This window comes from Vibrio maritimus, from assembly GCF_021441885.1.
GTDB classification, from domain to species: Bacteria; Pseudomonadota; Gammaproteobacteria; order Enterobacterales; family Vibrionaceae; genus Vibrio; species Vibrio maritimus_B.
This window is the reverse complement of the sequence record NZ_CP090438.1, coordinates 1,957,800-1,982,684: the sequence shown is the minus strand read 5'-3', so window position 1 is coordinate 1,982,684 and position 24,885 is coordinate 1,957,800. Positions and strand designations below refer to the sequence as shown.

19 protein-coding genes and 1 pseudogene are annotated in these 24,885 nt (G+C 45.7%); 6 read left to right on the top strand and 14 right to left on the bottom strand.

The genetic code is table 11. From position 1 onward, the window contains the following. Nucleotides 1–105: 105 nt before the first annotated feature. From nirD to LY387_RS09090, 3 genes are all read right to left on the bottom strand, one after another. Nucleotides 106–429, bottom strand: a complete 324-nt coding sequence (gene nirD / locus LY387_RS09100) for a nitrite reductase small subunit NirD (protein ID WP_112479870.1) — start codon at nucleotides 427–429, stop codon at nucleotides 106–108. A 2-nt stretch (nucleotides 430–431) separates the two neighbouring features. Next, nucleotides 432–2,990 (bottom strand): nitrite reductase large subunit NirB, encoded by a 2,559-nt coding sequence (gene nirB, locus LY387_RS09095; protein ID WP_128649855.1) that lies wholly within the window; start codon nucleotides 2,988–2,990, stop codon nucleotides 432–434. A gap of 369 nt (nucleotides 2,991–3,359) precedes the next feature. Beyond that, nucleotides 3,360–3,980, bottom strand: coding sequence for a LysE family translocator (locus LY387_RS09090; RefSeq protein ID WP_234496087.1), 621 nt, complete (start codon nucleotides 3,978–3,980; stop codon nucleotides 3,360–3,362). Nucleotides 3,981–4,261: 281 nt separating this feature from the next. Between LY387_RS09090 and LY387_RS09085 the strand changes: the two genes are divergently transcribed. Next, the gene (locus tag LY387_RS09085; protein ID WP_234493829.1) at nucleotides 4,262–5,344 is read left to right on the top strand and encodes a TRAP transporter substrate-binding protein; all 1,083 of its coding nucleotides are present in this window, start codon (nucleotides 4,262–4,264) and stop codon (nucleotides 5,342–5,344) included. A gap of 79 nt (nucleotides 5,345–5,423) precedes the next feature. On the opposite strand, the gene LY387_RS09080 is transcribed toward LY387_RS09085, so the two are convergent. Beyond that, nucleotides 5,424–5,963, bottom strand: a complete 540-nt coding sequence (locus tag LY387_RS09080; RefSeq protein ID WP_052412961.1) for a DUF3124 domain-containing protein — start codon at nucleotides 5,961–5,963, stop codon at nucleotides 5,424–5,426. 299 nt (nucleotides 5,964–6,262) lie between these two features. On the opposite strand from LY387_RS09080, the gene LY387_RS09075 reads away from it, so the two are divergent. Further along, entirely contained in the window at nucleotides 6,263–8,374 is a 2,112-nt protein-coding gene (locus tag LY387_RS09075; RefSeq protein WP_234493828.1) for a methyl-accepting chemotaxis protein, read from the top strand. A gap of 66 nt (nucleotides 8,375–8,440) precedes the next feature. Here the strand turns inward: LY387_RS09075 and LY387_RS09070 are convergent, their stop codons facing one another. The 9 genes and pseudogenes from LY387_RS09070 to LY387_RS09030 form a co-directional block, all read right to left on the bottom strand. Next, a complete protein-coding gene (locus LY387_RS09070) occupies nucleotides 8,441–10,486 on the bottom strand; it encodes a GGDEF domain-containing protein (RefSeq protein ID WP_234493827.1) in 2,046 nt (681 codons plus the stop codon). Nucleotides 10,487–10,699: 213 nt separating this feature from the next. Continuing rightward, complete coding sequence (locus LY387_RS09065) at nucleotides 10,700–12,037, bottom strand: sodium/glutamate symporter (protein ID WP_234493826.1); 1,338 nt, start codon at nucleotides 12,035–12,037, stop codon at nucleotides 10,700–10,702. A gap of 467 nt (nucleotides 12,038–12,504) precedes the next feature. Next, a complete protein-coding gene (emrD, locus tag LY387_RS09060; protein ID WP_234493825.1) occupies nucleotides 12,505–13,713 on the bottom strand; it encodes a multidrug efflux MFS transporter EmrD in 1,209 nt (402 codons plus the stop codon). 194 nt (nucleotides 13,714–13,907) lie between these two features. Next, nucleotides 13,908–15,575, bottom strand: coding sequence for a mechanosensitive ion channel family protein (locus LY387_RS09055; protein ID WP_234493824.1), 1,668 nt, complete (start codon nucleotides 15,573–15,575; stop codon nucleotides 13,908–13,910). A gap of 31 nt (nucleotides 15,576–15,606) precedes the next feature. After that, the gene (locus LY387_RS09050) at nucleotides 15,607–15,771 is read right to left on the bottom strand and encodes a hypothetical protein (RefSeq protein WP_156111054.1); all 165 of its coding nucleotides are present in this window, start codon (nucleotides 15,769–15,771) and stop codon (nucleotides 15,607–15,609) included. A gap of 290 nt (nucleotides 15,772–16,061) precedes the next feature. Beyond that, a pseudogene (gene hpf, locus LY387_RS09045) lies at nucleotides 16,062–16,352 on the bottom strand (ribosome hibernation-promoting factor, HPF/YfiA family); the annotation flags it as partial. A gap of 94 nt (nucleotides 16,353–16,446) precedes the next feature. Beyond that, on the bottom strand, nucleotides 16,447–17,727 hold the full coding sequence (locus tag LY387_RS09040) for an MATE family efflux transporter (protein ID WP_234496086.1): 1,281 nt from the start codon (nucleotides 17,725–17,727) through the stop codon (nucleotides 16,447–16,449). 169 nt (nucleotides 17,728–17,896) lie between these two features. Continuing rightward, nucleotides 17,897–19,810, bottom strand: coding sequence for a monovalent cation:proton antiporter-2 (CPA2) family protein (locus LY387_RS09035; RefSeq protein WP_234493823.1), 1,914 nt, complete (start codon nucleotides 19,808–19,810; stop codon nucleotides 17,897–17,899). Next, a complete protein-coding gene (locus LY387_RS09030) occupies nucleotides 19,807–20,445 on the bottom strand; it encodes an NAD(P)H-dependent oxidoreductase (RefSeq protein ID WP_234493822.1) in 639 nt (212 codons plus the stop codon). The genes LY387_RS09035 and LY387_RS09030 overlap by 4 nt, the downstream gene beginning before the upstream one ends. Nucleotides 20,446–20,609: 164 nt before the next feature. On the opposite strand from LY387_RS09030, the gene LY387_RS09025 reads away from it, so the two are divergent. Next, nucleotides 20,610–21,089: a GNAT family N-acetyltransferase gene (locus LY387_RS09025; RefSeq protein ID WP_234493821.1), complete on the top strand. Its 480-nt coding sequence runs from the start codon at nucleotides 20,610–20,612 to the stop codon at nucleotides 21,087–21,089. Beyond that, a complete protein-coding gene (locus tag LY387_RS09020) occupies nucleotides 21,079–21,552 on the top strand; it encodes a GNAT family N-acetyltransferase (protein ID WP_234493820.1) in 474 nt (157 codons plus the stop codon). Before LY387_RS09025 ends, LY387_RS09020 begins: the two co-directional genes overlap by 11 nt. Before the next feature lie 17 nt (nucleotides 21,553–21,569). On the opposite strand, the gene gltS is transcribed toward LY387_RS09020, so the two are convergent. Continuing rightward, on the bottom strand, nucleotides 21,570–22,784 hold the full coding sequence (gltS, locus tag LY387_RS09015) for a sodium/glutamate symporter (protein ID WP_234493819.1): 1,215 nt from the start codon (nucleotides 22,782–22,784) through the stop codon (nucleotides 21,570–21,572). 211 nt (nucleotides 22,785–22,995) lie between these two features. Between gltS and LY387_RS09010 the strand changes: the two genes are divergently transcribed. Further along, nucleotides 22,996–23,691, top strand: coding sequence for a class I SAM-dependent methyltransferase (locus LY387_RS09010; RefSeq protein WP_234493818.1), 696 nt, complete (start codon nucleotides 22,996–22,998; stop codon nucleotides 23,689–23,691). Nucleotides 23,692–23,883: 192 nt separating this feature from the next. Beyond that, on the top strand, nucleotides 23,884–24,867 hold the full coding sequence (gene pheS, locus LY387_RS09005) for a phenylalanine--tRNA ligase subunit alpha (protein ID WP_234493817.1): 984 nt from the start codon (nucleotides 23,884–23,886) through the stop codon (nucleotides 24,865–24,867). The last annotated feature ends 18 nt before the right edge of the window (nucleotides 24,868–24,885 follow it).

Genomic DNA, 24,885 nt, shown 5'->3' with positions numbered 1-24,885 from the left:
AACAAAGTTTAAATATAAAAGTTAAGATTGAATAGTGATAGGGGCTAGGGTGGCTAACCCCTATAGGCTATTCATTCTCTAGTTCTTGCTCGCTCTAGAGTAGGCTTATGCAGAAATCTCTACCGCACCTTTGGTCACGCGCGCTTTATAAGCCTTCACGCTAAAGCGCTCATCTTCCATACATGCACCAGTAGTTAGGTTAAAGCGCTGCTTCTTAAGCGGGCTTGCAACCCAAAGTTCACCTTGGTGTTCAACAATCAAACCACGTGATAGCACGTTAGATTGATAGAACGGGTCCATGTTGCTGATAGCGCGGACTTCTTCTGCTGCACTTGGGCGGAAAACCGCTACCTGCTGACCGTCAATCAATGCACAAACACCTGTGCCTGGGACGATATCTTGGATGTCACATACTTTTTGAAATGCCATGATTACTTCTCCAGCTCAACGTGTAGGATGTCGCCTTTCGCTTCAGGGTGCTTCTCAGTGAATGTTGCTGGACGGTGTTGGTCACGCTCTTGAACGAAAACCACATTGTCGTCGCGTAGGTCACTGTTAATGAAGTGAGCAAAGCGTGTAAGCTGAGACTCGTCTTCAATCGTGTTCTTCCACTCACAGCTGTAATCGCCCACTAGACGTTGAACGTCAGCTTCAAGCTGCTCGTTGATGCCAAGTTTGTCTTCAACGATAACTTCACGTAGGTAGTCCACACCACCTTCCATGTTTTCCATCCATACAGAGGTGCGTTGTAGTGGCGCAGCTGTGCGGATGTAGAACATCATGAAGCGGTCGATGTATTGAATCAGCGTTGCTTCGTCTAGATCAGAAGCCAGTAGGTCTGCGTGACGAGGTTTCATACCGCCGTTACCACACACGTACATGTTCCAACCTGCGTCAGTTGCGATGATGCCAAGGTCTTTACCTTGTGCTTCTGCACACTCACGAGTACAACCAGACACACCAAACTTCATCTTATGAGGAGTACGGATGCCTTTGTAACGGTTCTCGATGCGAGAGCCCAGACCAACAGAGTCCTGAACGCCGTAACGACACCAAGTAGAGCCCACACACGTTTTCGCCATACGCAGTGCTTTCGCATACGCTTGACCTGTTTCGTAACCCGCTTCAATCAGCTTCTTCCAGATTGCTGGAAGGTCGTCTTTTTGCGCACCAAATAGACCGATACGTTGTGCACCCGTCACCTTAGTGTAAAGGTTGTACTCTGCAGCTACTTCAGCCAGTACTTTTAGCGCTTGTGGTGTGACTTCACCGCCAGCCATACGTGGGATAACAGAGTAAGTACCGTCTTTTTGGATGTTACCTAGGAAGTTATCGTTGGTATCGTGCAGCTTCACTAGCTCAGGCTTAAGGATGTGGTCACCCCAGCAAGAGGCTAGAATAGAGCCTGCCAGTGGCTTACAGACTTCACAGCCGTAGCCTGTACCGTGTTTCTCAAGTAGTTCTTCGAACGTCTTGATTTCGCCAATGCGTACTAGGTGGAATAGCTCTTGACGAGAGTAAGCAAAGTGCTCACACACATCGTTCTTAACTTCGATACCAGACTTAGCAAGCTCTGCATTAAGAACTGAAGTCACAAGAGGGATACAACCACCACAGCCAGTGCCTGCACCAGTCACCGCTTTAATGTCGCCAATAGTGTGGTGACCTTGAGCAACTGCCTCTGCAATCTTGCCTTTTGTTACGTCGAAACAAGAACAGATAACCGCTGACTCAGGAAGTGAGTCTGCACCTAGCGTCGGCTTTTCAGCACCGGCGTGTGCTGGAAGAATAAGTGCATCTGGGTGCTCTGGTAGGTCGATTTCGTTCAGCATTAGCTGAAGTAGGTCGCCGTAGTCAGAAGTATCCCCAACCATTACCGCACCAAGAAGCTTCTTATTGTCCTCAGAAACGATAAGACGCTTGTACACTTCTTGCTCTTCGTTTTGGTAAACGTAGCTCTTACAGCCAGGAGTACGACCGTTAGCGTCCCCAATTGAGCCTACCTTCACGCCAAGAAGCTTAAGCTTCGCAGACATGTCGGCACCTTCGAATTTGCTGTCGTTACCAACGATGTGGTCAACCGCAACCGTTGCCATCTTGTAGCCAGGCGCTACTAGGCCGTAGAACATTTCGTTCCAAGACGCACACTCACCAATCGCGTAGATGTTTTCATCAGACGTTTGGCAGAAGTCGTTGATAGCAATACCGCCACGAGGTGCGATATCGAGCTTCATTTCGCGAGCAAGTTTGTCTTGAGGACGGATGCCTGCAGAGAACACGATGAAGTCAGTTTCTAGCTCAGTACCGTCAGCAAAGCGCATCACGTTACGTGCTGTTTTGCCTTCAGGAGCGATTTCTAGCGTGTTCTTGCTGGTGTGAACGTTCACACCCATGCTCTCAATTTTTGAACGAAGCTGATTGCCGCCAGCTTGGTCTAGCTGCTCTGCCATTAGCTTTGGAGCGAACTCTACCACGTGAGTTTCTACACCCAGTGCTTTCAGTGCACCAGCAGCCTCAAGGCCTAGCAGACCACCACCGATAACTACGCCGCTCTTGCTCTTCTTAGCGGTTGCTTCGATAGCTTTTAGATCTTCGATAGTACGGTAAACAAAACAGTCTTTGCTTTCGTTGCCTTTGATAGGCGGTACAAATGGGAAAGAGCCAGTCGCTAGGATGAGTTTGTCGTATTTGATTTCACGACCAGTGCTGGAATATACGATGTGGTTTTCACGGTTGATGTTGATAGCGCGTTCGCCAATCAATACCTTGATGCCGTGTTTTTCGTAAAAGCCTTCTTTGACGAGTGAAAGTTCGTCAGCAGTGTGGTGCGAAAAGTAAGAAGAAAGGTGCACACGGTCGTACGCAACGCGGGGTTCTTCGCAGAAAACAGTGACTTCATAGTTCGCCATATCCGCTTTCTCGACGAGGTCCTCGAGATAGCGATGACCAACCATGCCGTTTCCTACTACGACAAGCTTCATCTTGCTCATTATTAATACCTAAGGGTTATTATCGAATCTACGCGCATTGTTAAATGTGAAAGAAAATTAAAACATGATGTAAATCAATTACAGAATTAAACTATCCTAAAGGGGTAGATGAGGTGGGTAGATATCGTACATCACTATATTTTTCTACAAAACCTATCGGAAAATACAATGATGCGTAAATGTTTGGTAGCAAAATGTTTACTAGTTGTGGTGGGTTATGTAAATGGTTCTTGCTGTGCACTTTCTGTTTTGTAATACAAAAGCAATTGAATTACGAAATTGAAAGTTTAGACCACCTCGGGTGATCTAATTATGAATAAATGTTAATGGCAGGGAATGATAGTGATAAATCACTCTATATTGATAGAATTAGCCAATAAACAGCCAGATACCGACGCCACACATTAATGTGCCTGCAATGCGATTCATGGTTTTGACGTTCTGAGCCTGACCCAGTGTGCGTTTCAGGCCCTTACCACCCGTCGCATAAATAGTCATACAAATAAATTCACTGAGTAAAATAATTCCCAACATTATTGAGACTTGAAGCGTCATTGGTTTCGACTGATCAATGAAAGGAGGGAGCAGAGAGATCATAAATGCCCAACCCTTAGGATTGGCGATCGCGGTAATAAAACCTTGGGCGACCAAATCCCAATCATTGTGCTTAGGTTGATGTTCCATATCTGATGAGATAGCGAGCTTGCCTTTAGAACGCCACATCTGAATGCCGAGATAGAACAGATACGTTGCGCCTATAGCTTTAAAGGCAAAAAAGATATCTGGGTATTTGAGCATAACCGCAGCGATGCCAAGAATGGCAGCTAAGGCAACAAGAGCGACGCCTAACAACTCTCCAACCATCATCCAAAGGGTTCGTTTGTAGCCGATACTCATTCCCATAGTGAGAGCAAGTGTCATGCACATCCCTGGCGTGATCGAGACGAAAAAGAAGGTGGGGATGAATAGTGAAAGTGTTGCCCAGTCCATAGTTACTGTTTTTAGAATATTGAACGATTTCGTATTAATAGCAGACATTTCGTGACAGAACTATCAGTTTGTTAAACAGAATGGAATGTTTATCTTATGCACTCGGATGGAGTTAAATAAAGCAGGTCGTTGGTTTAAAGCATGGTGTATTGATGGCTGATTAAATGCTGGTCAATTACACTGCCTAAGATTTGAAATACCTATTTTTAACACTTTGACATACAGGGTGTTTACATTCATTGTGAGGATGCAATCCAACAACGTACACAGGAATCAAAGAAATGGACTTCACAAAAACCATTCGCCGAGTTAGTACCCTCATCGTCGCCTCCTTTACTACCTTTGTCGCAGTCAATGCTCATGCAGAAGATAAAGTTTATCGACTAAAACTTGCTGAGACATGGGGCCCCAATACGCCTATCTTGGGGGATGCGAGCAAGAACATGGCTAAGCTTGCGAAAGAAATGTCTAACGGACGCCTAATCATTCGTATTGACTCTGCTAATAAGCATAAAGCGCCGTTAGGTGTGTTTGATATGGTGAAATCGGGACAATACGATCTCGGACACTCAAGCTCCTATTACTGGAAAGGTAAAGTGCCAAACACACTTTATTTCTCCTCGATGCCCTTTGGCATGACAACGATGGAGCAGTATTCGTGGTTCTATCATGGTGGTGGTCTTGAGTTGATGCAAAAAGTCTATTCTCCACATAACCTGCTTTCTTTCCCTGGCGGAAACTCTGACATCCAAATGGGGGGCTGGTTTAAGAAAGAGATTAACTCTGTTGAGGACCTAAAAGGTCTGAAAATGCGCATCCCAGGCTTTGCAGGTGAAGTCTTGGCGCAAGTAGGGGCGAAACCAACCAATATTGCTCCTGGTGAGCTTTACACATCTCTTGAGCGTGGAACCATTGATGCGCTTGAGTGGGTAGGTCCTGCTTTCGACCTTCGAATGGGCTTTCAGAAAATCGCGCCTTATTACTACACAGCGTGGCATGAGCCTGGTTCCGAGACACAGTTCCTAGTTAACAAAAAGGTGTGGGAGAAACTGCCTGACGATCTTAAGATAATCCTTGAAACCTCTTTCCGCGTTGCCGCGTTTGATATGTATACTCAAGCGTTACATGAGAATGCCGACAGCTGGTCTAAGATGAGCTCAGAGTACCCAGACATCAAGGTCCGCAGCTTCCCGCCTGAAGTCATTAATGCACTGAAACAAGCCAATGGCGAGCTATTGAAAGCGCAGGCTTCAAACGATGAACTGGCAAAAGAGATCTTGGACTCTCAAGCCAATTATCTAACTAAAATGCGCGAGTGGACGAACATTTCTCTGCAGGCATATCTGAATGAGCAAGCTCAATAGGCTAATGATTAAACGAGAAAGCCCTGCGTCTCTGCGCAGGGCTTTTTTAATGGGAGTCGTTTTGGTGTTTGATGGCGTGTTATTGAGGAGCGCGGCTAGTAAACGAGATATCCTTACCTTGACCAGCACCAATCATCACCGCTTCAAAAATAGGTTTCGATGCTTGATTCGGATTTGACCAGTTTACGATGAAGTTTGCCCCAACACCGCCACTGGTTTCTCTTTTCTCTACTAAGTACTCAGAGCTTGATAATGGACTGAGTTCGTAACCTTCCTCCAAAAACTGTCTGACCAAGTTACCGTTGGTATCGAAGTAGTCAATGCTATGGATATTAATGCTGTTCTTCGGGTCGGTATTTCTCACCACTAGCGTTGTTTCAAGCAGCACGGCTTTACCACCATCGGTGTAGATATGTGAATAGGCCGGTACATAGGCGCTGGTGGCGTCACTGCCGTTTGATGCGATTGTTACGCGTTCAATTTGCTGTGCCTGATGGCTCAGTTTCTCTTCAATGGTATCGACAGATTTCACCAAGGTACCCAGGTAAATCGCGAGTCCGATAACAAGAATAGTGGAAATAATGGAAACGATTTGGCTGGCGTTACGATTCTCAGTCATAGAGTCTCCTAAGAGGAATTATTGTTGGGGTCTTCCTTATTGTACTAGCAAATAAACGGATCGCGAATTTGTTCAGTAAATCAGACTGTTACCTAGATCAACATAGTGTTAGAAAGTGTAATGCTCGAGTCACTATATTGGTGCATTGAACGCACTAAGATGGTGACTATTTTGATGCGCATTGCCATTTTTGGCTCTTTGTTTGAACAGCCTTCTTGTTACAGAAGAGGGTTAAACCACACAAAGTACGGGTATATAAATTGCAATGTAATCAATAAAGTAGATTCAAAGGAATGGAAATGAACTTAACTTCTGAAGAAAAACGTTGGTTACCTTGGCTGGGTAGTACCGGAAAAATCGCCATGCGGAAGGCGTGTTTCTCCAATCGAGATAGAATCACCGAACTAGAGCAAACGTTCGAGAGCATTGCACAAACTAGGGTCAAACTGCTGGAAGCATGGACTCAAAACCAGTGGCGTTTTCTAGAAGATGCCGCGTTTTACCTCTCCTCAAAGGCGGAAGATGAGCGTGCGGAGGCGCTTGATCTATTACTACGCAGAGGTAAGGATTTTACTGAGCTGTTTTTGGTTAATGAACATGGATCCGTCTTAAGTTCGACCAGTAGAGAATATATTGGTCATCAGAGCGCATCGAAGAAAGCTCTTGACCTTGCGAGGAACAAGCCGTTTCTGCATGGCCCGTATGTCGATAAAAAGACTTTAGATATAGGTCCGTCATCCTCCAAGTTTCATGATGCTGTGACCTTGATGTTCTACCAGCCCCTCAATATTGATGATGCTGATGCACCGATCCTCTGTGGACGTGTACCAAATGACGTACTGGGGGATTTGATTCAGCGAGAAGCAGGGCATATTTACAGTGAATCGGGTGACAACTATCTGTTTATGGTTGAGTCCAACTTTGACCCGTCAATAGCGCAGGGTGTTGCGTTATCTCGTTCGCGTTTTGAGGACAATACTTTTTCGCACGGAGAGAACCTAAAACAAGGTGTGCAAACAGATTGGGGAACCGTGAAGATCCAAAAGCATACTGAGTTTGAGGTTGTGTTTAATGATCCCGCGACCAATCAACTTCACCCGGGTGTTCGAGAGACCATTAAAAATGGCAGCAATTTGTATGTCGATTATCCAGGTTACTCAGACTACCGCCATATTCCGGTAATAGGCAAAGGCGTCACGTTCAGACTGCCTGGCTCAATTGATACCTGGGGTATGATGTGTGAATCCGATCTAGAGGAAGTACATCGACATCGCTCTTTGGTTGGCCGCTTAACGAGACGTTTTATGGCATCCGCTATGGCAGTGACTTTGCTACCGGTGATGCTACAACACTTTCTAAGCCTAGACGCATACACAAGCGCTGGTTTGTCTTTCTTATTTGCATGCTTACTTACTGTGTTGTTCCGAGCGAGAACAGCCAAGCCTTTGTCGCGCAGCCTCGAACAGATGACTGGTGTGATGAAGGTATTGGCAGAGGGGGATGGAAACCTTAAACAGCGACTTGACTCATCGAAGTTTAAGGCTGATGAAACCGGCGATCTAGGCCGTTGGACCAATAGCTTTATCGATAACCTCGAAACCGTGGTTTCCGAGTTAGTCTTCGCCAGTCGAGAAGTGAACAACGTATCGGAATCGATGTTTCGATGCAGTCAGCGACTTTCTAAATCGAGTGAAAGCACCTCGGAATCCATCTCACAGCTGATCGACCTTTCTCAAAAGCAGGTTGGCGAAATCAGCTCAGCCAATGACAACGCACGTGAAATGCACGTACTGATGACAGAGTCTGTCGAACAAGCGAGAAACGAGTATGAGACGGCGCGTAACAGTGCCGAGACAATCAAGGCGATCGTCCAATCTTCGTCAGCGAGTGTGAATGATGTGAATAGTGAGATGGAAAAGATTAGTGACATTGTCACACTGATTACGGATATCACTGCACAAACGAACTTGCTTGCACTTAATGCAGCCATAGAGGCCGCGAGAGCGGGAGAGCATGGACGTGGGTTCTCTGTGGTTGCCGATGAGGTGAGAACGCTTGCCGATAGAACGGCGGCAGCAGCTAAAGATATTGGTGACTTGATGGAGCAGCTTCGTCACCAGTCTGAAAAAGCGGTGACGACGATGAGAGCTGGTATTGATAACGTAGAAAGTAATGCCTATCTTGCAGATAACTCGAAACAAAACGCTCGATTACAGGAATCGGTGAACTCGCTTTTTGATGCCATCACTGGCTTGGCAAGCATGAGTAACACTAACTCTCAAACGGCAGAATTAGCAGCCGATTCGACGGGCTCTTTGCAGTATCAATCAAAGCAATTAGCACGTCGAACCGCACTAATGCAAAACTCGATATCAAGGCTAGATCAATTGGTTGGTCGTTTCGAAGTGTAGGGTAGTCGCTGTAAAAGATGGCTTCATAAAAGGGAGAGGCTATAACTGGTCTCTCCCTTTTCTTATTTAATCGACGGGATTGGCTACGTTGTTTTTTGCTATTAACTCTTTTAGCTTAGCTTTGTCGACAATCACGCTCCCTAGGCCTTTATTGCGCTTGGCTTCATACATAGCAAAATCGGTATAGATTAGTAACTGCCTGATACTCAAATCACTACTGTCAGGAAGGAATACACCAATTGCCGCGTTTAGGTCCAAGGTCAGATCATGTCCACGAACACCGAACTGAAAACTCTCTAACTTGGGCAAGAGTTCTCGAAGTAGCTCATTATTCATGGGTGCGATAACAACAAACTCGTCGCCACCGATTCGGTAGCTCGTCCCTTTAACAGTCTGGCGAAGTAATTTAGCGTAACAGCGTAGTACCTGATCACCAACGGCGTGGCCGTAGGTGTCATTAATTTGTTTAAAACCATTTAAGTCAATAAAAATTAGGCCGTTACCTTTACCCAAGGGTTGCTTGCGAATACGGTTTAGAGCATAGCGGTTTTTTAACCTGGTCAAAACGTCATGATTAGCTCGGTGATTAGTCAAATAACCAAAGGTGATCGTCACTAAAATAAATAGACCAAGCAAAATATTGATGACGTTCAGTCGCTGTTTATCGAGCTCTTTCTCGTTCAATTCTCGCCAATTCGCTGGAGGTTGATAGCGATGATGAATCGTTTCGGTGTCTACAAAGTCGAGCGTTCGATTAAAGAGTTTCGATAGTGTTGCGCCACGTTCTGTTTTTGGAAAACCAAACGTCAGCTGAGATCGATAGAAAGGCTTAAAATAACGATCCTCGGTAATCTCAGACAGTGACTGTTCATAAAGCAACGTATTGAGAGTGACTCGGTTGGTCACTGCATAGTCGATGGTTTTACCTATTAGCCCGCGCACCAAAGCTTCAGTATCTTTGAAGTAGACCAGTTCTTTGTTGGGAAGGAGGCGACGAGTAACAGTCGCAAAGACACCGTTCTCGACCACACCGACACGCTCAGCAAACAGCTCCGAGATATGGCGATATACCTCTTCTTTGTATCCGACTCTTTTAGCGATAACGCCATCAATAGATGCGTATGGGTCGCTGAAAATAAGGCGCTCTTTACGGTGATTAAGATCAGCAATCGGAGTCATGATCTCATGTTCGCCGAGCATGAGTTTCTGCAAAGACGCTGCCCACGGTTCATCAGGCTGGAATACCAATCGGCATTCAAGAGAACTAAGACGGCAGATCTCATTGACTAGATCTACCGCGACTCCTGTCACGATACCGTTTTTATCGGCAAAAACATACGGCTTACGAGGGTTAAGGTAGACATCGATAGGGTCTTCCAAGTTTAGGCCAGAAGACTCAATATCATTCTTGAGCTGTTTAATCGCTATCTCAGTAATGTAGCTTTCAATATAGCTGCGGATCTGTTTCTGTACTGATTCCTGAGCGATGATGCGACTGAACTTTGCAAGAAGTGGCGCATTTTCCGATTTATTAGTAATGATCGAAACTGGTGGTATAGACACTTTATCGTTGATGAGTGTCGCTTTAAAACCTGCACTCAAGAACCATTCGAGTTGCAAGAATGTACCGATGTAACCGTCGATATCACCACTTCGTATACTCTCAAAGGCCACCTCATTGTCGAGAAAGCCCAATACACGTTTCTCTGGATAATAGCGCTGAATAATATCGTTAAACGCTGTTCCCATCGTAGTACCTACCACATGGATATCATCAAAACTCTTGTCTGTTTCGGTGAACAAGTAAGTCGGTTCAATATTGATGGGTGGCGAGAAGATAAATCGCTGCGCACGCGCTTTGGTGAAAGTAATGTTGGCAATAAAGTCCAATTGACCACTTTCTATCGCATTAAGTCGCTCACTGAAATCGGGGTAGTCTACATATTCAAATGCAATATTCGCTTCTTTCTCTATCGTCGAGAAAATAAATCGCGCTAAGAAGTCACGTTCATGAGCAGAGATGTAGTACGTCTTATTGTCTGGCGTGTCCGCAAGCGCGTTAGAAGTCGCTCCAGAGAAAAGAAATGCAGCAGAGACAAGAAATACAAACATGTTATGTATACAGCGAATTCTCAACTCCAACTACTCCTTCCATGGCTTGGGGGCGAGACACGTTTTTTATTCTAGTCTCTATTAACCATAATGCAATGTTAACTGACTGAAATCAAAATAAAAGTCGTGGTTTGGTAAGGGTGAGCATTGTTGTGTCGGTTATGTCGGCAGGTTTGGTAGAAAAAAGGCGGCAAATGTTGCCGCCTTGTGGGTCTATTCTGTCACGAGTTGTCCTGACTTTTGGAATACAAAGCGCCAAACAAAAAGAACAAACGCGATGTAGCTAAGACCAACGGCTAACGCTTCCCAGTGGTAACCGGAATACATAGCAATTGGCATCAGAGAAATAATAAATATATCGGTGATGGACCCTGGAACATAAGCAATAGCATAGTCGTCCAATACTTTGCTTTTCATATTTGGATCGACGATGCGAAGTAGCGCAATACCCATTGCGACCGTACCCGTTAGCCATCCCCAAGAAAAGATGCCTTTCTCAAACCAGTTATCGCCAAGTATACGGGGTGCCACCCAGAAAATAAGGAACAGAGTGAAACAAATACCGCCGATGGCAAGTAGAGTCATTGGTAGCAGATACTGCACGAGTACTGTAATTTTGATGGCTGAAATACCAAACACGATGAGGTAGTCAGTACTAATACCTGAGGCATGATTGAAGGCACCATCACAAAGGTATTGAGATGCGCCGGTACGCTGAGCCACCATACGCACGAACATTCCGCCTAGAAAACCCGTTACAAAGGTTGGGATTTGAACTTTGTCATGAAAAGAAGATAAAAAATCCGCTGCCACATAAGAAAAAGCGGTCACGACAACCACCAAAGCAGCATGGATCGCAAAAGAGTCAACGGACAACGACGACATGGTAGATTTCATCGCCCAGCGTTGTTCATCTTCTTCAATAAGACCTTTACGCTCGTGATCATTCATCTTGTGAAAGCTGTTAAAGCGCTTGATTAAGCCAAGCTTGAGGGCAACTTGCAAAATGATCATGCCAACAGAGATAGAGATAAAAATACCTGCGGTGGCAAATGTAAGGCTTAGCGTAAATGCGTCTTCCCAGCCAAGGTTCGTGAAGATATCACCGACAACCGCCGAGGTGCCGTGACCGCCCATAAAGCCTGCCGCCATTGGGATCCCGAACGCTGGTGTTAGGTCAGAGAATACAAAAGACGCTAAAAACAGACCAAACATCGCAGCAAACAACCACTGAGATACGGAGGCTACTTGGTTGAACGCCCACATACTACCTGCGCGTTTTGCCACGACTGAAGGTGACGGAACATCGGTTGCAAGACCAAGCGCTGAGAAAAGTGCAGCAGTTAAAAGGCCAGCGTTGCTTGCAAAGGTATCCGTCCACGGCAAAATGTCAGCGCCTGCAGGGCCGAGCGCCAAACCGAGAAGCCCGGCAATAACAGCCGAGGGCAAGTACATTCTTTGGAAAACAGTGAGGTGTACTCGAAGTACTTTCCCTAAAAGCAGCAGTCCGCCAGCGATCGCTAGATCGGACAGCATCAATCCGTTAGGCATAAAAACTCCTATCGTTATAATAGTTTATTGCTCGCTAGGCGAGCAGAAGTAGCCAAATTGCTACTCAGTCACATTGTGTATTTGGTCAGTGAGGTTCGGGCAAACAAAGCCGGTCACCGAGCCTGAATAGAGAGCGCCATAATTGGCAGGCTTCTCAAAGAGTCGAGGGTCATTCCCCTCTAAATGATGTGAGCGTGATGAGAGTCCGATCCTCATCGAGACGAGTTACTTGAAGACCACTTAGTTTGGATGGTAGTCATAACAACCAAAGCGGTTTAGCAACAGATTTGAGTGATTACTCAATTGCTCAAGGTGGCGCATCTTAGAGAAATGTCAGCGCAAAATCAAACTTGTGCCTGAGTTTATTGTGGAGAAGGGGACTTCCATGATCTTTATCAAGCAGCGCGTCTTCGTCTTCAAGACGCGCTGCATAAGTGAATGCATAAGTGAATGCATAACCAAGTGCTTTACACTGCAACCGCACCACCAGTGTTATCACGACCACGATCGCGCTTAGCAATATGCAGTCCCCACATAGCAAGAAGAGCCATGACTAACATTATGACGCCAAGCGGTAGTTGACTGCTCGCTGGTATGACTGATGCAGCGAGCGTAGCAAGACCCGCACCGAGGTTCTGCATCCCACCGAGAACTGCACCACCAGTACCAGCATGATTCGGAAACGGGGTCAGCGCACCAGTGGTTGCAGCTGGAAAGAGTATGCCAGCACCCAAGAAATAAACCGTTGAACCAATGGTGAGTGTCCATGCATCTGTGCTGCCCTCTAAACCTGGTATAAGGACGATCACAGAGCCAACAATAATAGCAATTAGACCGAACTTAAACGCCGCTGCATTACCAAATCGTTTTGCGATGAGCGACGAAAATCCTGCCCCGAGTAAATACCCTGGGATTGGCATGACAAACAAAATACTTACCGTAAGCGCAGAAAGCTTCAATACACCGCCAAATAGCACACCAGCTGCTGCTTCAAACACTGCGACTCCAGCAAACGTCGCTACAAGACAAATCACGTAACCTTGGAAGCGGCGATCGGACAGAACAAATCGATAGTTGTCCACTGCCGAGCTTTTTGTGCGACGTTCTTCAGGCAGTGTTTCGACCAACTTCGATGACATTACGATGACCACTGCAACAGCAAAGAGCGTCAAAAATAAGTAGCTTGAACGCCAGCCTAAAGTCTCTGTAAGCAGGCCACCAAGTACTGGTGCCAGCAGAGGCGAAAAGATCACACACATACTAATGATGCTGTTTGCACGATGCAGTTCTTCACCAGAGAAACAATCGCGAGATAGGGTGCGAGACATTGCACCACCGCTGCCGATACCTGCGCCTTGGACAAAACTTCCTAGCAAAAACAGTTCGAATGAATGAGCAAATAAGCTGATTAGCGCACCAACTAGGTAAATCGCAAGTCCCGAGATAATGATAGGTTTGCGCCCAAGCTTGTCCGACAATGGTCCGTATATAAATTGTGAAAGACCATAGGGAATCAAGTAACACGCCATAACAGCTTGCAGCATAGCAGGATTAACGTGGAACTCTTTTGCCATCTGACCAATTGAAGGCACGTACATCGTCTGGGTCATTTGACCGACCGCGGTCAAAATAGCGATTAAAAAGGTCAGCTTAGCTAATGGAAACTTGGATGACATTTCTCAAATATCTCTTAAACAATTGGAAGTGATTAAACCTGCCTAGGAATAGCCCTGTCAGTATTAGGGCGCAGATATTAGAGTCAGTTTGGACTTTCATCAATAACAAAGCGTGATATTAATCACGATAAAAATTTCAGTTATTGATTAGAAAAAATAATGCGAGCATTCAAGGTGAGAATGCTCGCATTTGGTTATTTTGCCCCAGCTTGAGCGACCGTTAGCAAGTCGACTTCTGTCGCTGCTGCATGCTGGTACACGTGAACATCACGTTGTGGGAATGGAATACTGATGCCATTGCGATCAAGTTGTTTCTTCACTTCTTCGGTGACTTCCCAGTAAACATCCCAGTAGTCTTCCGTTTTCACCCAAGGTCTGACGATGAAATCCACTGAACTTTCGTTCAAGGTATGGACATAAATCATCGGTTCAGGTGACTTTAGTACTTTCGGGTGTGCTGCAAGAATGTCTGCAAATACCTGTTTTGCTTTATCTATATCATCACCGTAGCCAATACCAAACGTCATATCTACTCGACGAGTTTTCTCTGCTGTGATGTTGTTTATGGTGTCGCCCCAGATCTTATTGTTTGGAATAACGAGGCGCTGGTTATCTACGGTTCGTATTGTCGTAGAGACAAGGCTCATGTGGCTAACGGTACCCGATATTCCAGCCACTTTTACTAGGTCCCCAACATCAAATGGACGATAGATTAGAATCATCATGCCCGATGCAAAGTTTGACAGGGTATCTTGCAATGCAAAACCGATGATAACACCCGCAACACCGAAACCAGTAAGCAGTGGACCAAGCTCGATCCCTAATTGTGATAATGCGATCAACAGACCGAGAGCGGTAACCCCTTTCTGAGCCATTGAGACAAAGAAATCTTGCATCAATACACTGAATTTCATGGTTGAGTGACTGACACTCTTGCGTACCGCTTTACCAACAATTTTTGCAAATGAGCGCGATAACCAAAGAATGATACCAAAGACAAAGATCTTAACGATAAGCGATGGTGTGTGTTCCATTGCCCAGTCTTTGAAAGCGCCTAGCCATTCGGTGAGCAGCCCCATCATGACACTCACATCGAGGACGTCGGTGCTAATATCACCTGTGATCGTAAACAGCAGCTGTTTGTATTCGGTCGTGTCGACACCATATTTTTCAAGCAGGGTAATGCTTGATTCGAGACTTAAGATCAACAGATTTATCTGACCGGTGATCCTAATGGCATCTTCTTGTAGTGCAGCTTTCTCTTCTTCAGGTAAGTAAGCGAGTCTGTCATTGACATCATTCAGTTGGCTATCGAGATATAAAACTGAGTTATAGAGAAAATCTGCACGTTCCTTAAGGTCACGTTCTAGAATGGTGCGTGCCTTTGTAGTGTCTATGCCTAGATCTGACGCCCATACTAGCGTCGTAGAGAGATCTGAATAGTATTCATCCATTGTGGTGATGCGTTTTTGCATAGCGAATTGAACTTCGTCTTTCGCTGCATCGTTGGCTTGTTTTGACTCTTTTGATAAGCGTTTGAGATCTTGCTCATTAGCGGCGAGAAGGTCCTGCATCAACCTTAGTTGACTCTCGACAATCTGCTTGTTGATTTCTGCATCTTTATTGCTGGTTAAACGCTCGGACAGTGATTGTCGTAATGCGTCATTCTTACGATCGATAATGCTCTCTTCAAAACGGTTGAGCTCAGCGCTCGCGCTGAGGCGTTCAACATCTAGAATCAATGCCTCTGACTGCGTTAATAAAGGGTTGTCGGTTGAGGATACGCTGTCCGAAGCCAAAGTTGTAATGGGAGAGGCAGTTCCAATTGCCAATGCTAAAACAAGTGCTAATTTGCTTTTCATTCGCTTTCTCAAAAGTTAGTTGGATTCAGGGTTATCGCTGGGCGATCCACAAGTACGTTTTGCGTGTAATCCAGTAGCCAGCTTTGGCCACTGCTTTGATTACCGTGAACGTGAAATTGGCGATGGAAGTGATAAGGTCGCCAGTGCCTACCATCAGTTTGTAGGCGTCGGTATGTTGAAATTCTCTATAGGTCATCGTGTCTGCTCCTCTTTATCTGGAGCACATAGTAGCGGGATAAAAATTGTAAAGTTGCCATTTTGTGCCACAGGCGTTGAAAAGCCGATGAGACTATCTGAGAGGCGAATGATGAGCGATATAGGGCGCGATAAAGCAGCTATTTGATTGTTCAATATCACGGTAAGAAAATATTTCAGTATTGTTTTGTAGGGAAAAGTAGAGCACTAAAAAAGCCGACAGAGTGTCGACTTTGAAATCTAGTGAGGGCATGGACCGCTGAAACTATACAGTGGTCAGCATTCTTATTAATGGGCGCCGGATTTGAGATGTCCTTTACGGCTGCGAAGACCTGCTTCGAGTTTCTTAAGCGATGCTGCGATCGCTGGGTACATGATGTCATGGGTCGCTTTAGCAGAGACTCGTACACCTTCGTAGTTAGTGAATATTTCGACTTCGTGTTGGTCGTGCTCTTTTCTAATGATGATGTCGCTGCTAATTAGTTGCGGGAAATGAGCCGCAATTTTCTCAAACTTGCTTTCTATCTCTTCTCTTGAGTCGTCACCGATAGATACGTGATGGGTCTGAATGTTTATTTTCATTAATTGCACCTTTCCTTTCACTACGTATTTTAAACGTAGCAAAGGAGAGGGCGTTTGACAAAAATAAGAAGGCTTTTCTTTTTATTTCATAAGGTTAGTTTAAAAGCGCTTTTTCAAGCTGCTTCACAGAATAACTGTATGTGAACCAAGCGCTTACTCCGGCAAGGACGTTCCCGATTAGTGCTCCGTAGAACAGCCCTTGGATACCTCCAAGTTGTGCGCCAACCCACAAACAAGGTAAAAAGAAGGCAAACAAGCGTAGTGTAGAGATGGTCAATGCCGTCTTAGCTTTACCTAGTGCGTTAGATATTGACACCATCAACATACAGACACCGAGAGGACCTAGGCTGAACGGCACCAAAATAAGGTGGTAGTTCAATATCTGATATACGTTATCTTCACTGGTCATCAGCGCAGAGAGCTGGTTAGCAAACAGCAGCGTGATGAGTGCCACAACAAACTGAAAGCCCAAAATATAGGCAACGGCGATGTTCACGAGCTTCTTAATATCGACTAGATTCTTCGCACCCAAAAGTTTACCCACCATAGGTGGCATCGACATGGTCAGTGCAAGCACGGTTACGATAGCAAAGAACTCATAACGAGAGCCAAGAGCCCAAGCCGCAACCGCAGCCGTGCCAAATGTCGCCAGCAGTTTTGTCGCTAGCATAGAGGAGAGGGGCGGTAATAACTGGCTCACCATAGCGGGTGCCATGATCTTCCATATCGATCTTAAGCTCTCTGCAATATCCACGTTGGACCAATTGAATGACGCCCAGTTTTTAGAGACAACTTTAGGCGCAACAACCAAAATACCAATACCAAACGCTACTACCGTCGCGATAGCGGCACCATTAATCCCCATATCAAAGGTAAAGATAAACAGTGGGTCTAGGGCAAGGTTAATAATGCTAGTGATAACCATCATCATGCCGGGTAGAACAGTATTACCGTTAGCTCTGCACACACTGTAGTAGAAATAGAGTACAGCCCCTACCCAAGAGCTCAACAACCAATAAGGCCAGTAGCTATCAATGACAGGGTAAACGGATTCTGGAGCGCTCAGCATTGCTAGGATAGGGTGCCGGATAAACCAAATCACCACACCAATGATGGCGACGCCTAAACTACCGAACACGAGAATTAATCCGCCGAGCTGCTTGGCATACTCTTCGTTGTTGGCACCGAGTGCACGAGAAATAATGGCTGTCGTAGCGATGCCTAGGCCTACTTGAATCCCGATGATCACCATCTGCATTGGCAAGGTAAATCCTTGCGCTGCCAAAGGCAGTACGCCGAGTTGACCAATGAAGGCACTGTCGACCAATTGGAAACTCATTAGCGAAAGCACACCTAGTACCATAGGTAAGGTCATGTTGAACAATTGCTTGGCTAACTGTTTAGAATCTTTATCCACGTTGTTCTCTTGTTTTTTGTTCCGACTTGTCGTCACGAACGATGGCTAAAAAATAGGAAGGACGGGCAGCGAGCCCGTCCTTGATTGATTTACGGCTATTCCTTAGCACGTGACCAAACCTAAGAGGCTATTCTTCGAACTTGTCTGCATAGCCTTTTGGTGGCGGTGTCCAGCCGCGTTCGCGCGAGTGCTTATCATTGCGGTCGATTTGCATGGCGTCGCGGATGAGCCCCTCTAATTCAATAAACAGGTCTCGGTAGTTGTTGTCGAAGCGTTCACCTTCAGCGCCTCCTTTCCAGCCTTCGTACAAACGATCAGACTGTTTGTCCTCAATCGACTTGTAGGTGGCTTTCTGCTGTTCGACAAAGAAAGGATGGAAGCCCAGGCAGTTCATCGTTTTCGCACCTAGCTCAAGAGCAGAGTGATAGGTCTCAGATTCAATATAGTCTGCACCAGCCTGCCTCAATTGGTAACCATGACCGCGGTCAAATGCTCTGGTAAGAATTTTGACGTGAGGGTACGTATGTTTGACGTATTTTACAAGCTCGATACTGGCTTCTTGATTATCAATAGCCACGACTAACAGCTTAGTTTCCTCAATACCTGCGGTGTGCAGTATGTCAGGTTTAGATGCATCACCAAAGAAGGCTTTGGTACCAATTTGACGCATGTTATCGACTTGGTCCGCTCGTACATCAAGCGCCACTGTTTTCACTTCGTTAGCAACTAATAGGCGATTAACAATTTGTCCAAATCGTCCCATACCAGCGATCATCACGGTGCCACGCTCATCTACCGTGTCTGCTTCTCGATCGTTACTCTGTTTCTCATAACGCGGCAAGATGACCTTATCAAACAAGATAAATAGGCCGGGGGTCAGGAACATAGATAACGCGACAACAAGTGATAACGTTTGGGCGATATCGTTCGGTAGCACATGATTTTGAACCGAGAAACTGAGAAGAACGAAGCCAAATTCACCGGCTTGAGCCAGGCTGAGCGTGAATAGCCATCTTGCGCTGTCTCGAATCTTAAAGATGATGGCAAGTCCGTAAAGCACCGCTGCTTTCAAGAGCATGACACCTAGAGTCAAACCAATGATGACGAAGAAATCATTGAACAAGATGCCAAAGTTAATACCAGCACCGACCGTAATAAAGAACAGGCCAAGTAGCAGCCCTTTAAATGGGTCGATGTTAGATTCGAGCTCATGTCTAAACTCACTGTTCGCCAATACAACGCCTGCCAAGAACGTACCGAGAGCAGGGGAGAGACCTACTAGACTCATCAAGGCCGCGATACCGATAACCAACATTAATGCGGTGGCAGTGAATATTTCGCGAAGACCGGACGATGCAACGAACCTGAATAATGGCCGACTCAAATAATGTCCGCCGACGACAACAACTGCAATAGAGGCTGTGATCACCAAACCGTAAGCCCATCCAGGTAAACCTGCGACCAAGCTTAATTCTTCATGGTGGTCGGCGGCATGTTCAACAGCATTTTGAGCCTGTTCAACTAACTCAGGTATGGCCAATAGCGGGATAAATGCCAACATAGGGATGACGGCAATATCTTGGAATAAGAGCACTGAGAACGAACTCTGCCCGCCCTCTGTCTTGGCGAGGCCTTTTTCATGAAAGGTTTGCAGGACGATAGCGGTCGACGATAGGGCAAAAATCAAACCAATGGTAAGCGCGATGCTCCATGTCTGGCCGAAAATAAGGGCAATCCCCATCACCGCTGCCGCTGTACCACCTACTTGAATGCCCCCCAAGCCAATCAGCTTGTGACGCATGTTCCATAGCATTTTTGGTTCTAGCTCGAGACCAACCAAAAATAGCATCATCACTACACCAAACTCAGCAAAGTGCTGAATAGTCGTGGTCTCTTCACCGACGAGACCGATGATTGGTCCAATGACAACACCTGCGATTAAGTAGCCAAGAACAGAGCCAAGTCCAAGTCGTTTGGCAATCGGCACGGCGATAACGGCAGCAACTAAGTATATGAATGCTTGAAGAAAATAGCCTGTCATGATGTTCCCTCATCCGATTGAACTACTTGTTCCGATGGCCAGTAGTGATTGAGTTTGTCCATAGGTTTTGCTCGCTCTATGTCAAAATCGCCGCTGGCCAATAGACTGAGCAACTCTCTCCACCGTTCTCGGTGTTCGGGAATACGATGCTCCTCTTGCGCAGTGCGCGAACCGAATAAGCAAAACGGTGGCAAGTAAGTCATACCAGTTAGCGTTGCGGTTTGTTCCAAAGGCTGCAAGAGTTCTCGGATCGTAAAGTGGTTGTAGCCATCAGTTTGGTATGCCTCCGCCTTTCCTCCTGCAGAAATTGCACACAAGAACGTTTTCCCGTGCAATGCGGTGCCATCTTGACCATAAGCAAACCCATACTCCAAAACGAGGTCCTGCCACTCTTTGAGAATCGATGGTGTTGAGTACCAATAAAGAGGAAACTGAAAAATGATCACATCATGATCGATTAGGCGTTGCTGCTCTTGGTCGATATTGATGTTGTAGGTCGGATACTCATAATATAGGTCAACTGCTGTAACGCCTTTGATGGAGGCGGCATCTCGGAACATGGGCGCATTGACTTCGGAGCGCCGCTGAGAAGGGTGTGCATAGAGCACAAGAACTTTATTGTTATTTTCGGGCATAATCGCTTCCGGATAGCTTTGTCTATGAGTCTTAATATCTAGTACACAAAAAGATATTTTTCAATTGGTTACCATCTAGTGACCTATACAACTTTCAGTGTTTTTTCATTAAGTGATAATATTAACTCTGTTTTCAAATTGCTGAATCATAAGGAGTATTTTCAGTGTCGTTATCAGTAAGACCCGCAAAAGAACAAGATTCAGAGCAATTGCTAGAGCTTTATCGGCAAACGATTCGCACTGTAAATTGTAATGATTACAATAAGATGCAGATTGATGCATGGGCCCCTCTAGATCTTACTAAAGAGATATTTGAGGGCTATATTTCAAGATGCAGCCCGTTTGTCGTCGTAGAGGGCGATGAGATCCTAGGTTATAGCGACCTACAACCCGATGGATTAATTGATCATTTTTATTGCCATCATCGAGCTCAGCGGAGAGGAGTGGGGTCTTTGTTGATGAACACTATTCTCGACAAAGCAAAGCAAGCTAAGCTCGAGAGGTTGTATTCCTTTGTGAGTATCACAGCTAAACCTTTTTATCTACACTTCGGTTTTACGGTCGTGCGCCCTAACGAAGCGGAAATACGAGGCGTCGTGCTCAATAATTTTTTAATGGAAAGGTCACTTGATAATGAGCTCTAGTATGTTTGATGTCCGTGAAGTAAAGCAGACTGAGTTACCGCTCGATATATTACTGATTGCTGACCCAGAAGAAGCGGCGATTAATGCTTATCGCGAGCGATGCATCGGTTTTGCTGTCTATATGCAGGGAGCATTGGTGGGTGCATTGCTGGTGGAGGTTGATGGCGAGCAGCGCTCTGCAGAGCTATTCAATATCGCCATTTATGATGAGTTCCAAGGAAAGGGATTTGGTGGTGTTTTGCTCAGTGAGACCTTAGCTTTGCTTTCGCAAAAAGGTATCAACACGGTCGAACTTGGGACAGGGACATTTGGCTATCAGCTTTCTTTCTATCAGAAACATGGTTTTAGGGTTGATTCAGTTGTGAAGAACTTCTTTCTAGATAACTACGATGAGCCTATATTCGAGCACGGTATTCAACACAAAGACATGCTGCGCCTGATATGGCGCAGCAAAGACCAATAGTTAGTGTGAGCATGTCGCTAGGTTAAAAATGCGATATAACCTTGGATGACGATCAGATTGATTATGTCGATAAAGAAGGCACCTACGAGAGGTACGATAAAATAAGCCTGTGGCGAGGGGCCATAAGAGCCGGTGATTGCTTTTAGGTTCATCATTGCTGTCGGTGTCGCTCCCATCCCAAAGCCCACATGTCCCGCGGCAAGAACGGCAGCATCGTAAGACTTACCCATGATGCGGAAAGTAATCCAGTAAACAAACCCGATAGTTAGCATAAGTTGCGCAACTAAAATTATTAGCAGAGGCAGTGCTAGGTCGAACAGGTTCCACAGTTTTAAGTCCATCAACGCCATTGCTAGGAACAGACCTAGTGAAAGGTTTGCGCTCTTGTCTACTTCAAATCGAATCGTATCTAGCTTGTGTCGTACCATTGGTACGTGCCCGATAATGATGCCAAGTACAATCGCATAGACGAAGTTTGGTACTAATGTAAGCGCGTGAATACCAGATGACTGTATCGCTTGGTGTATATGGCCACTTAAAACCGCACAGAGCAGTAACACGACAACAGCAATGAGGTAGCTGGAAATGTTACTTAGTCCTGCGTATGACTTATGAATTACATCTGTTGTATGTACATGAGGGTTTTGTTTTATTGAAGGTGTCAGTCGATAGCGCTCCACTAGTCGAGTTCCTAAGGGGCCGCCGAAGACGCCTCCCGCTACCAAGCCAAACGTCGCACATGCCATCGCTATCTCGAGAGCGTCGGGAATATGAAGCTGTTCATTGTAGACGGATGCCCAAGCCGCACCTGTACCATGCCCACCAGACAGAGTAATAGAACCCGCCATCAATCCCAGCAGAGGATCGAGGTTGAGCAAACTAGAAAGCGTGACGCCTAGAATGTCTTGAAACACAATAAAAAGCGCTGCACAAAACAGAAAACTGACTAGGGCACTGCCACCGTGTTTAAGAAGTCGAAGATCCGCAGACAAGCCGACACTGGCGAAGAACATGAGCATCAAGGTGTCTTTGAGTGGCAAATCAAACGTGATGTTGATATCAGAATAGTGCAGCGCCATCGTGATCAATGACATCAAAATACCACCTATGATAGGGGAGGGAATGTGGTATTTACTGAGAGTTTTAATGTTGCTTAACAGTCTTGCGCCAACCCAGAGTATCAAAAGGGCAAGAAGCAAGGATTGTACGCTGTTCAAGGTAATGTCAGACATAATGGTGACTTGCTGTTGGTTATCATGAGTGTCTCAAATCGTGAGACTGCGGTAGTGTGCGGATATTAGGCGCGATCATTGGAACGCCAAACTCCACTTTGAAGGATGTGGTCCTTCTAAGCGCATATTTGGATTGACGCATGCTTAGTTGAACGGTAGATTCCCTCTCCCGAAAACGGTGAATTAATAGTCTGATAGTTGGAGGTTTTTTATGGGTGAGATGTATACCAAGCACGCGAAAAAGTACGCAGATGCCATTGAGAACAATGCATACAATGCACTTTACGAGCGTCCTTCAACACTAGCGTTAATTGGTGATGTGACAAATAAGAAGGTACTTGATCTAGGTTGTGGTCCTGGCGCTTATGCCGAGCATTTTGTTAAGGCTGGTGCACAGGTGACGGCAATCGACCTAGCTGAAGAAATGGTGGCAATTACAAGAGAACGCTTAGGTGACAATGTCACATGTTATGCGCAAAATCTGGCTAACGGACTACCTAAAGAGCGAGACGATGCCTTTGATATCGTCGTGTGCCCGTTGATGCTGCATTATTTACAAGATCTCGTCCCGCTGTTCAAAGAAGTTCACCGTGTGCTTAAATCGGGTGGATTGTTTGTTTTCTCGACCCATCATCCTCTCGTTGACTTTGAAGAGAACGCGTTTAATAACTACTTTAATGTTGAGCTTTTGACCGAAGAGTGGAATACCATTGGTGAGCCGGTTGAGGTCTCTTTTTATCGACGTTCATTTACTAATCTGTTTGAGAGTCTTTCCGAAGGGGGATTCGTGTTGGACAAGTTTTCAGAGGGTAAACCAGATCCCGAGATGAAAACCGAGTCACCTGAAACATTCGAAAGATTGTCGCGCCGACCAAACTTCATCTTTATCCGCGCTAAAGCCAATTAATTCTCTTGAGTTAACATTAAATAGTCATCGTTTCCTGCTAGATTTTCATCAAAAGGGCAAAAAACGTGTTTTTTTTGCCCAATAACCCGTTCAATTTACAAATCAATTTGGCATTGGCGGCGGGTTTTATTAGTATGTACAGCTATCAAAAAACACCCTTATGGATACTACCGGACGGTAGACGAGGAAACGATGCAACATCTAGAAGAGATCATTGCTAATGCGGGCACAGCGATTGAAGCTGCAGACTCGCTAGTCGCACTTGACGAAGTGCGTGTTCAGTATCTAGGCAAAAAAGGTGAGCTGACGGCTCAACTTCAAAGCCTAGGTAAACTACCACCAGAAGAGCGTCGCAGTGCTGGTCAAGAGATCAACAAAGCAAAAGGCGTGGTTCAGCAAGCGATCGCAGCACGCAAAGACGCACTACAACGTGCAGAGCTTGAAGCGAAGCTAGCGGCAGAAACTATCGACGTAACCCTACCAGGTCGTCGTATCGAGAACGGCGGTCTACACCCAGTTACTCGTACTGTAGAGCGTATTGAAAAGTTCTTTGGTGAGTTAGGCTTTAGCACTGAGTCTGGTCCTGAAATTGAAGATGCATTCCACAACTTTGATGCACTGAACATTGCAGAAGATCACCCAGCTCGTACTGACCACGATACCTTCTTCTTCAATCCTGATCTGATGCTACGTACACACACGTCTGGCGTACAGATCCGTACGATGGAAAATGGCAAACCACCATTCCGCTTCATCGCACCGGGCCGTGTTTACCGTAACGACTACGACCAAACACACACGCCAATGTTCCACCAAGTGGAAGGCATGCTGGTTGACGAAAATGTTAACTTCGCACAGCTGAAAGGTATCCTGCACGATTTCCTAACTAACTTCTTCGAAGAAGATCTTGAAGTTCGTTACCGTCCGTCATATTTCCCATTCACTGAACCTTCAATGGAAGTGGACGTTAAGCGCAAAGATGGCAAATGGCTAGAAATCTTAGGCTGTGGCATGGTGCACCCAAATGTACTTCGCAGCGTAGGCATCGACCCTGAAAAATACTCTGGTTTTGCATTCGGTATCGGTATCGAGCGTCTAGCGATGCTTCGCTATGGCGTAAATGACCTACGTTCGTTCTTCGAGAACGATCTACGTTTCCTAAAACAGTTCAAGTAATCCAGAGGGTTCATCACA

What these genes read in the sequence shown, in the direction of transcription:
- emrD (WP_234493825.1), bottom strand. Translation starts at nt 13,713, where the DNA reads ATGTCATCCAAGTTTCCATTAGCTAAGCTGACCTTTTTAATCGCTATT.
- LY387_RS09050 (WP_156111054.1), bottom strand. Translation starts at nt 15,771, where the DNA reads ATGACCTATAGAGAATTTCAACATACCGACGCCTACAAACTGATGGTA.
- nirB (WP_128649855.1), bottom strand. Translation starts at nt 2,990, where the DNA reads ATGAGCAAGATGAAGCTTGTCGTAGTAGGAAACGGCATGGTTGGTCAT.
- LY387_RS09010 (WP_234493818.1), top strand. Translation starts at nt 22,996, where the DNA reads ATGGGTGAGATGTATACCAAGCACGCGAAAAAGTACGCAGATGCCATT.
- LY387_RS09055 (WP_234493824.1), bottom strand. Translation starts at nt 15,575, where the DNA reads ATGAAAAGCAAATTAGCACTTGTTTTAGCATTGGCAATTGGAACTGCC.
- LY387_RS09085 (WP_234493829.1), top strand. Translation starts at nt 4,262, where the DNA reads ATGGACTTCACAAAAACCATTCGCCGAGTTAGTACCCTCATCGTCGCC.
- LY387_RS09030 (WP_234493822.1), bottom strand. Translation starts at nt 20,445, where the DNA reads ATGCCCGAAAATAACAATAAAGTTCTTGTGCTCTATGCACACCCTTCT.
- LY387_RS09020 (WP_234493820.1), top strand. Translation starts at nt 21,079, where the DNA reads ATGAGCTCTAGTATGTTTGATGTCCGTGAAGTAAAGCAGACTGAGTTA.
- nirD (WP_112479870.1), bottom strand. Translation starts at nt 429, where the DNA reads ATGGCATTTCAAAAAGTATGTGACATCCAAGATATCGTCCCAGGCACA.
- LY387_RS09035 (WP_234493823.1), bottom strand. Translation starts at nt 19,810, where the DNA reads ATGACAGGCTATTTTCTTCAAGCATTCATATACTTAGTTGCTGCCGTT.
- LY387_RS09090 (WP_234496087.1), bottom strand. Translation starts at nt 3,980, where the DNA reads ATGGACTGGGCAACACTTTCACTATTCATCCCCACCTTCTTTTTCGTC.
- pheS (WP_234493817.1), top strand. Translation starts at nt 23,884, where the DNA reads ATGCAACATCTAGAAGAGATCATTGCTAATGCGGGCACAGCGATTGAA.
- LY387_RS09070 (WP_234493827.1), bottom strand. Translation starts at nt 10,486, where the DNA reads ATGTTTGTATTTCTTGTCTCTGCTGCATTTCTTTTCTCTGGAGCGACT.
- gltS (WP_234493819.1), bottom strand. Translation starts at nt 22,784, where the DNA reads ATGTCTGACATTACCTTGAACAGCGTACAATCCTTGCTTCTTGCCCTT.
- LY387_RS09080 (WP_052412961.1), bottom strand. Translation starts at nt 5,963, where the DNA reads ATGACTGAGAATCGTAACGCCAGCCAAATCGTTTCCATTATTTCCACT.
- LY387_RS09065 (WP_234493826.1), bottom strand. Translation starts at nt 12,037, where the DNA reads ATGCCTAACGGATTGATGCTGTCCGATCTAGCGATCGCTGGCGGACTG.
- LY387_RS09075 (WP_234493828.1), top strand. Translation starts at nt 6,263, where the DNA reads ATGAACTTAACTTCTGAAGAAAAACGTTGGTTACCTTGGCTGGGTAGT.
- LY387_RS09040 (WP_234496086.1), bottom strand. Translation starts at nt 17,727, where the DNA reads ATGACCTTACCTATGGTACTAGGTGTGCTTTCGCTAATGAGTTTCCAA.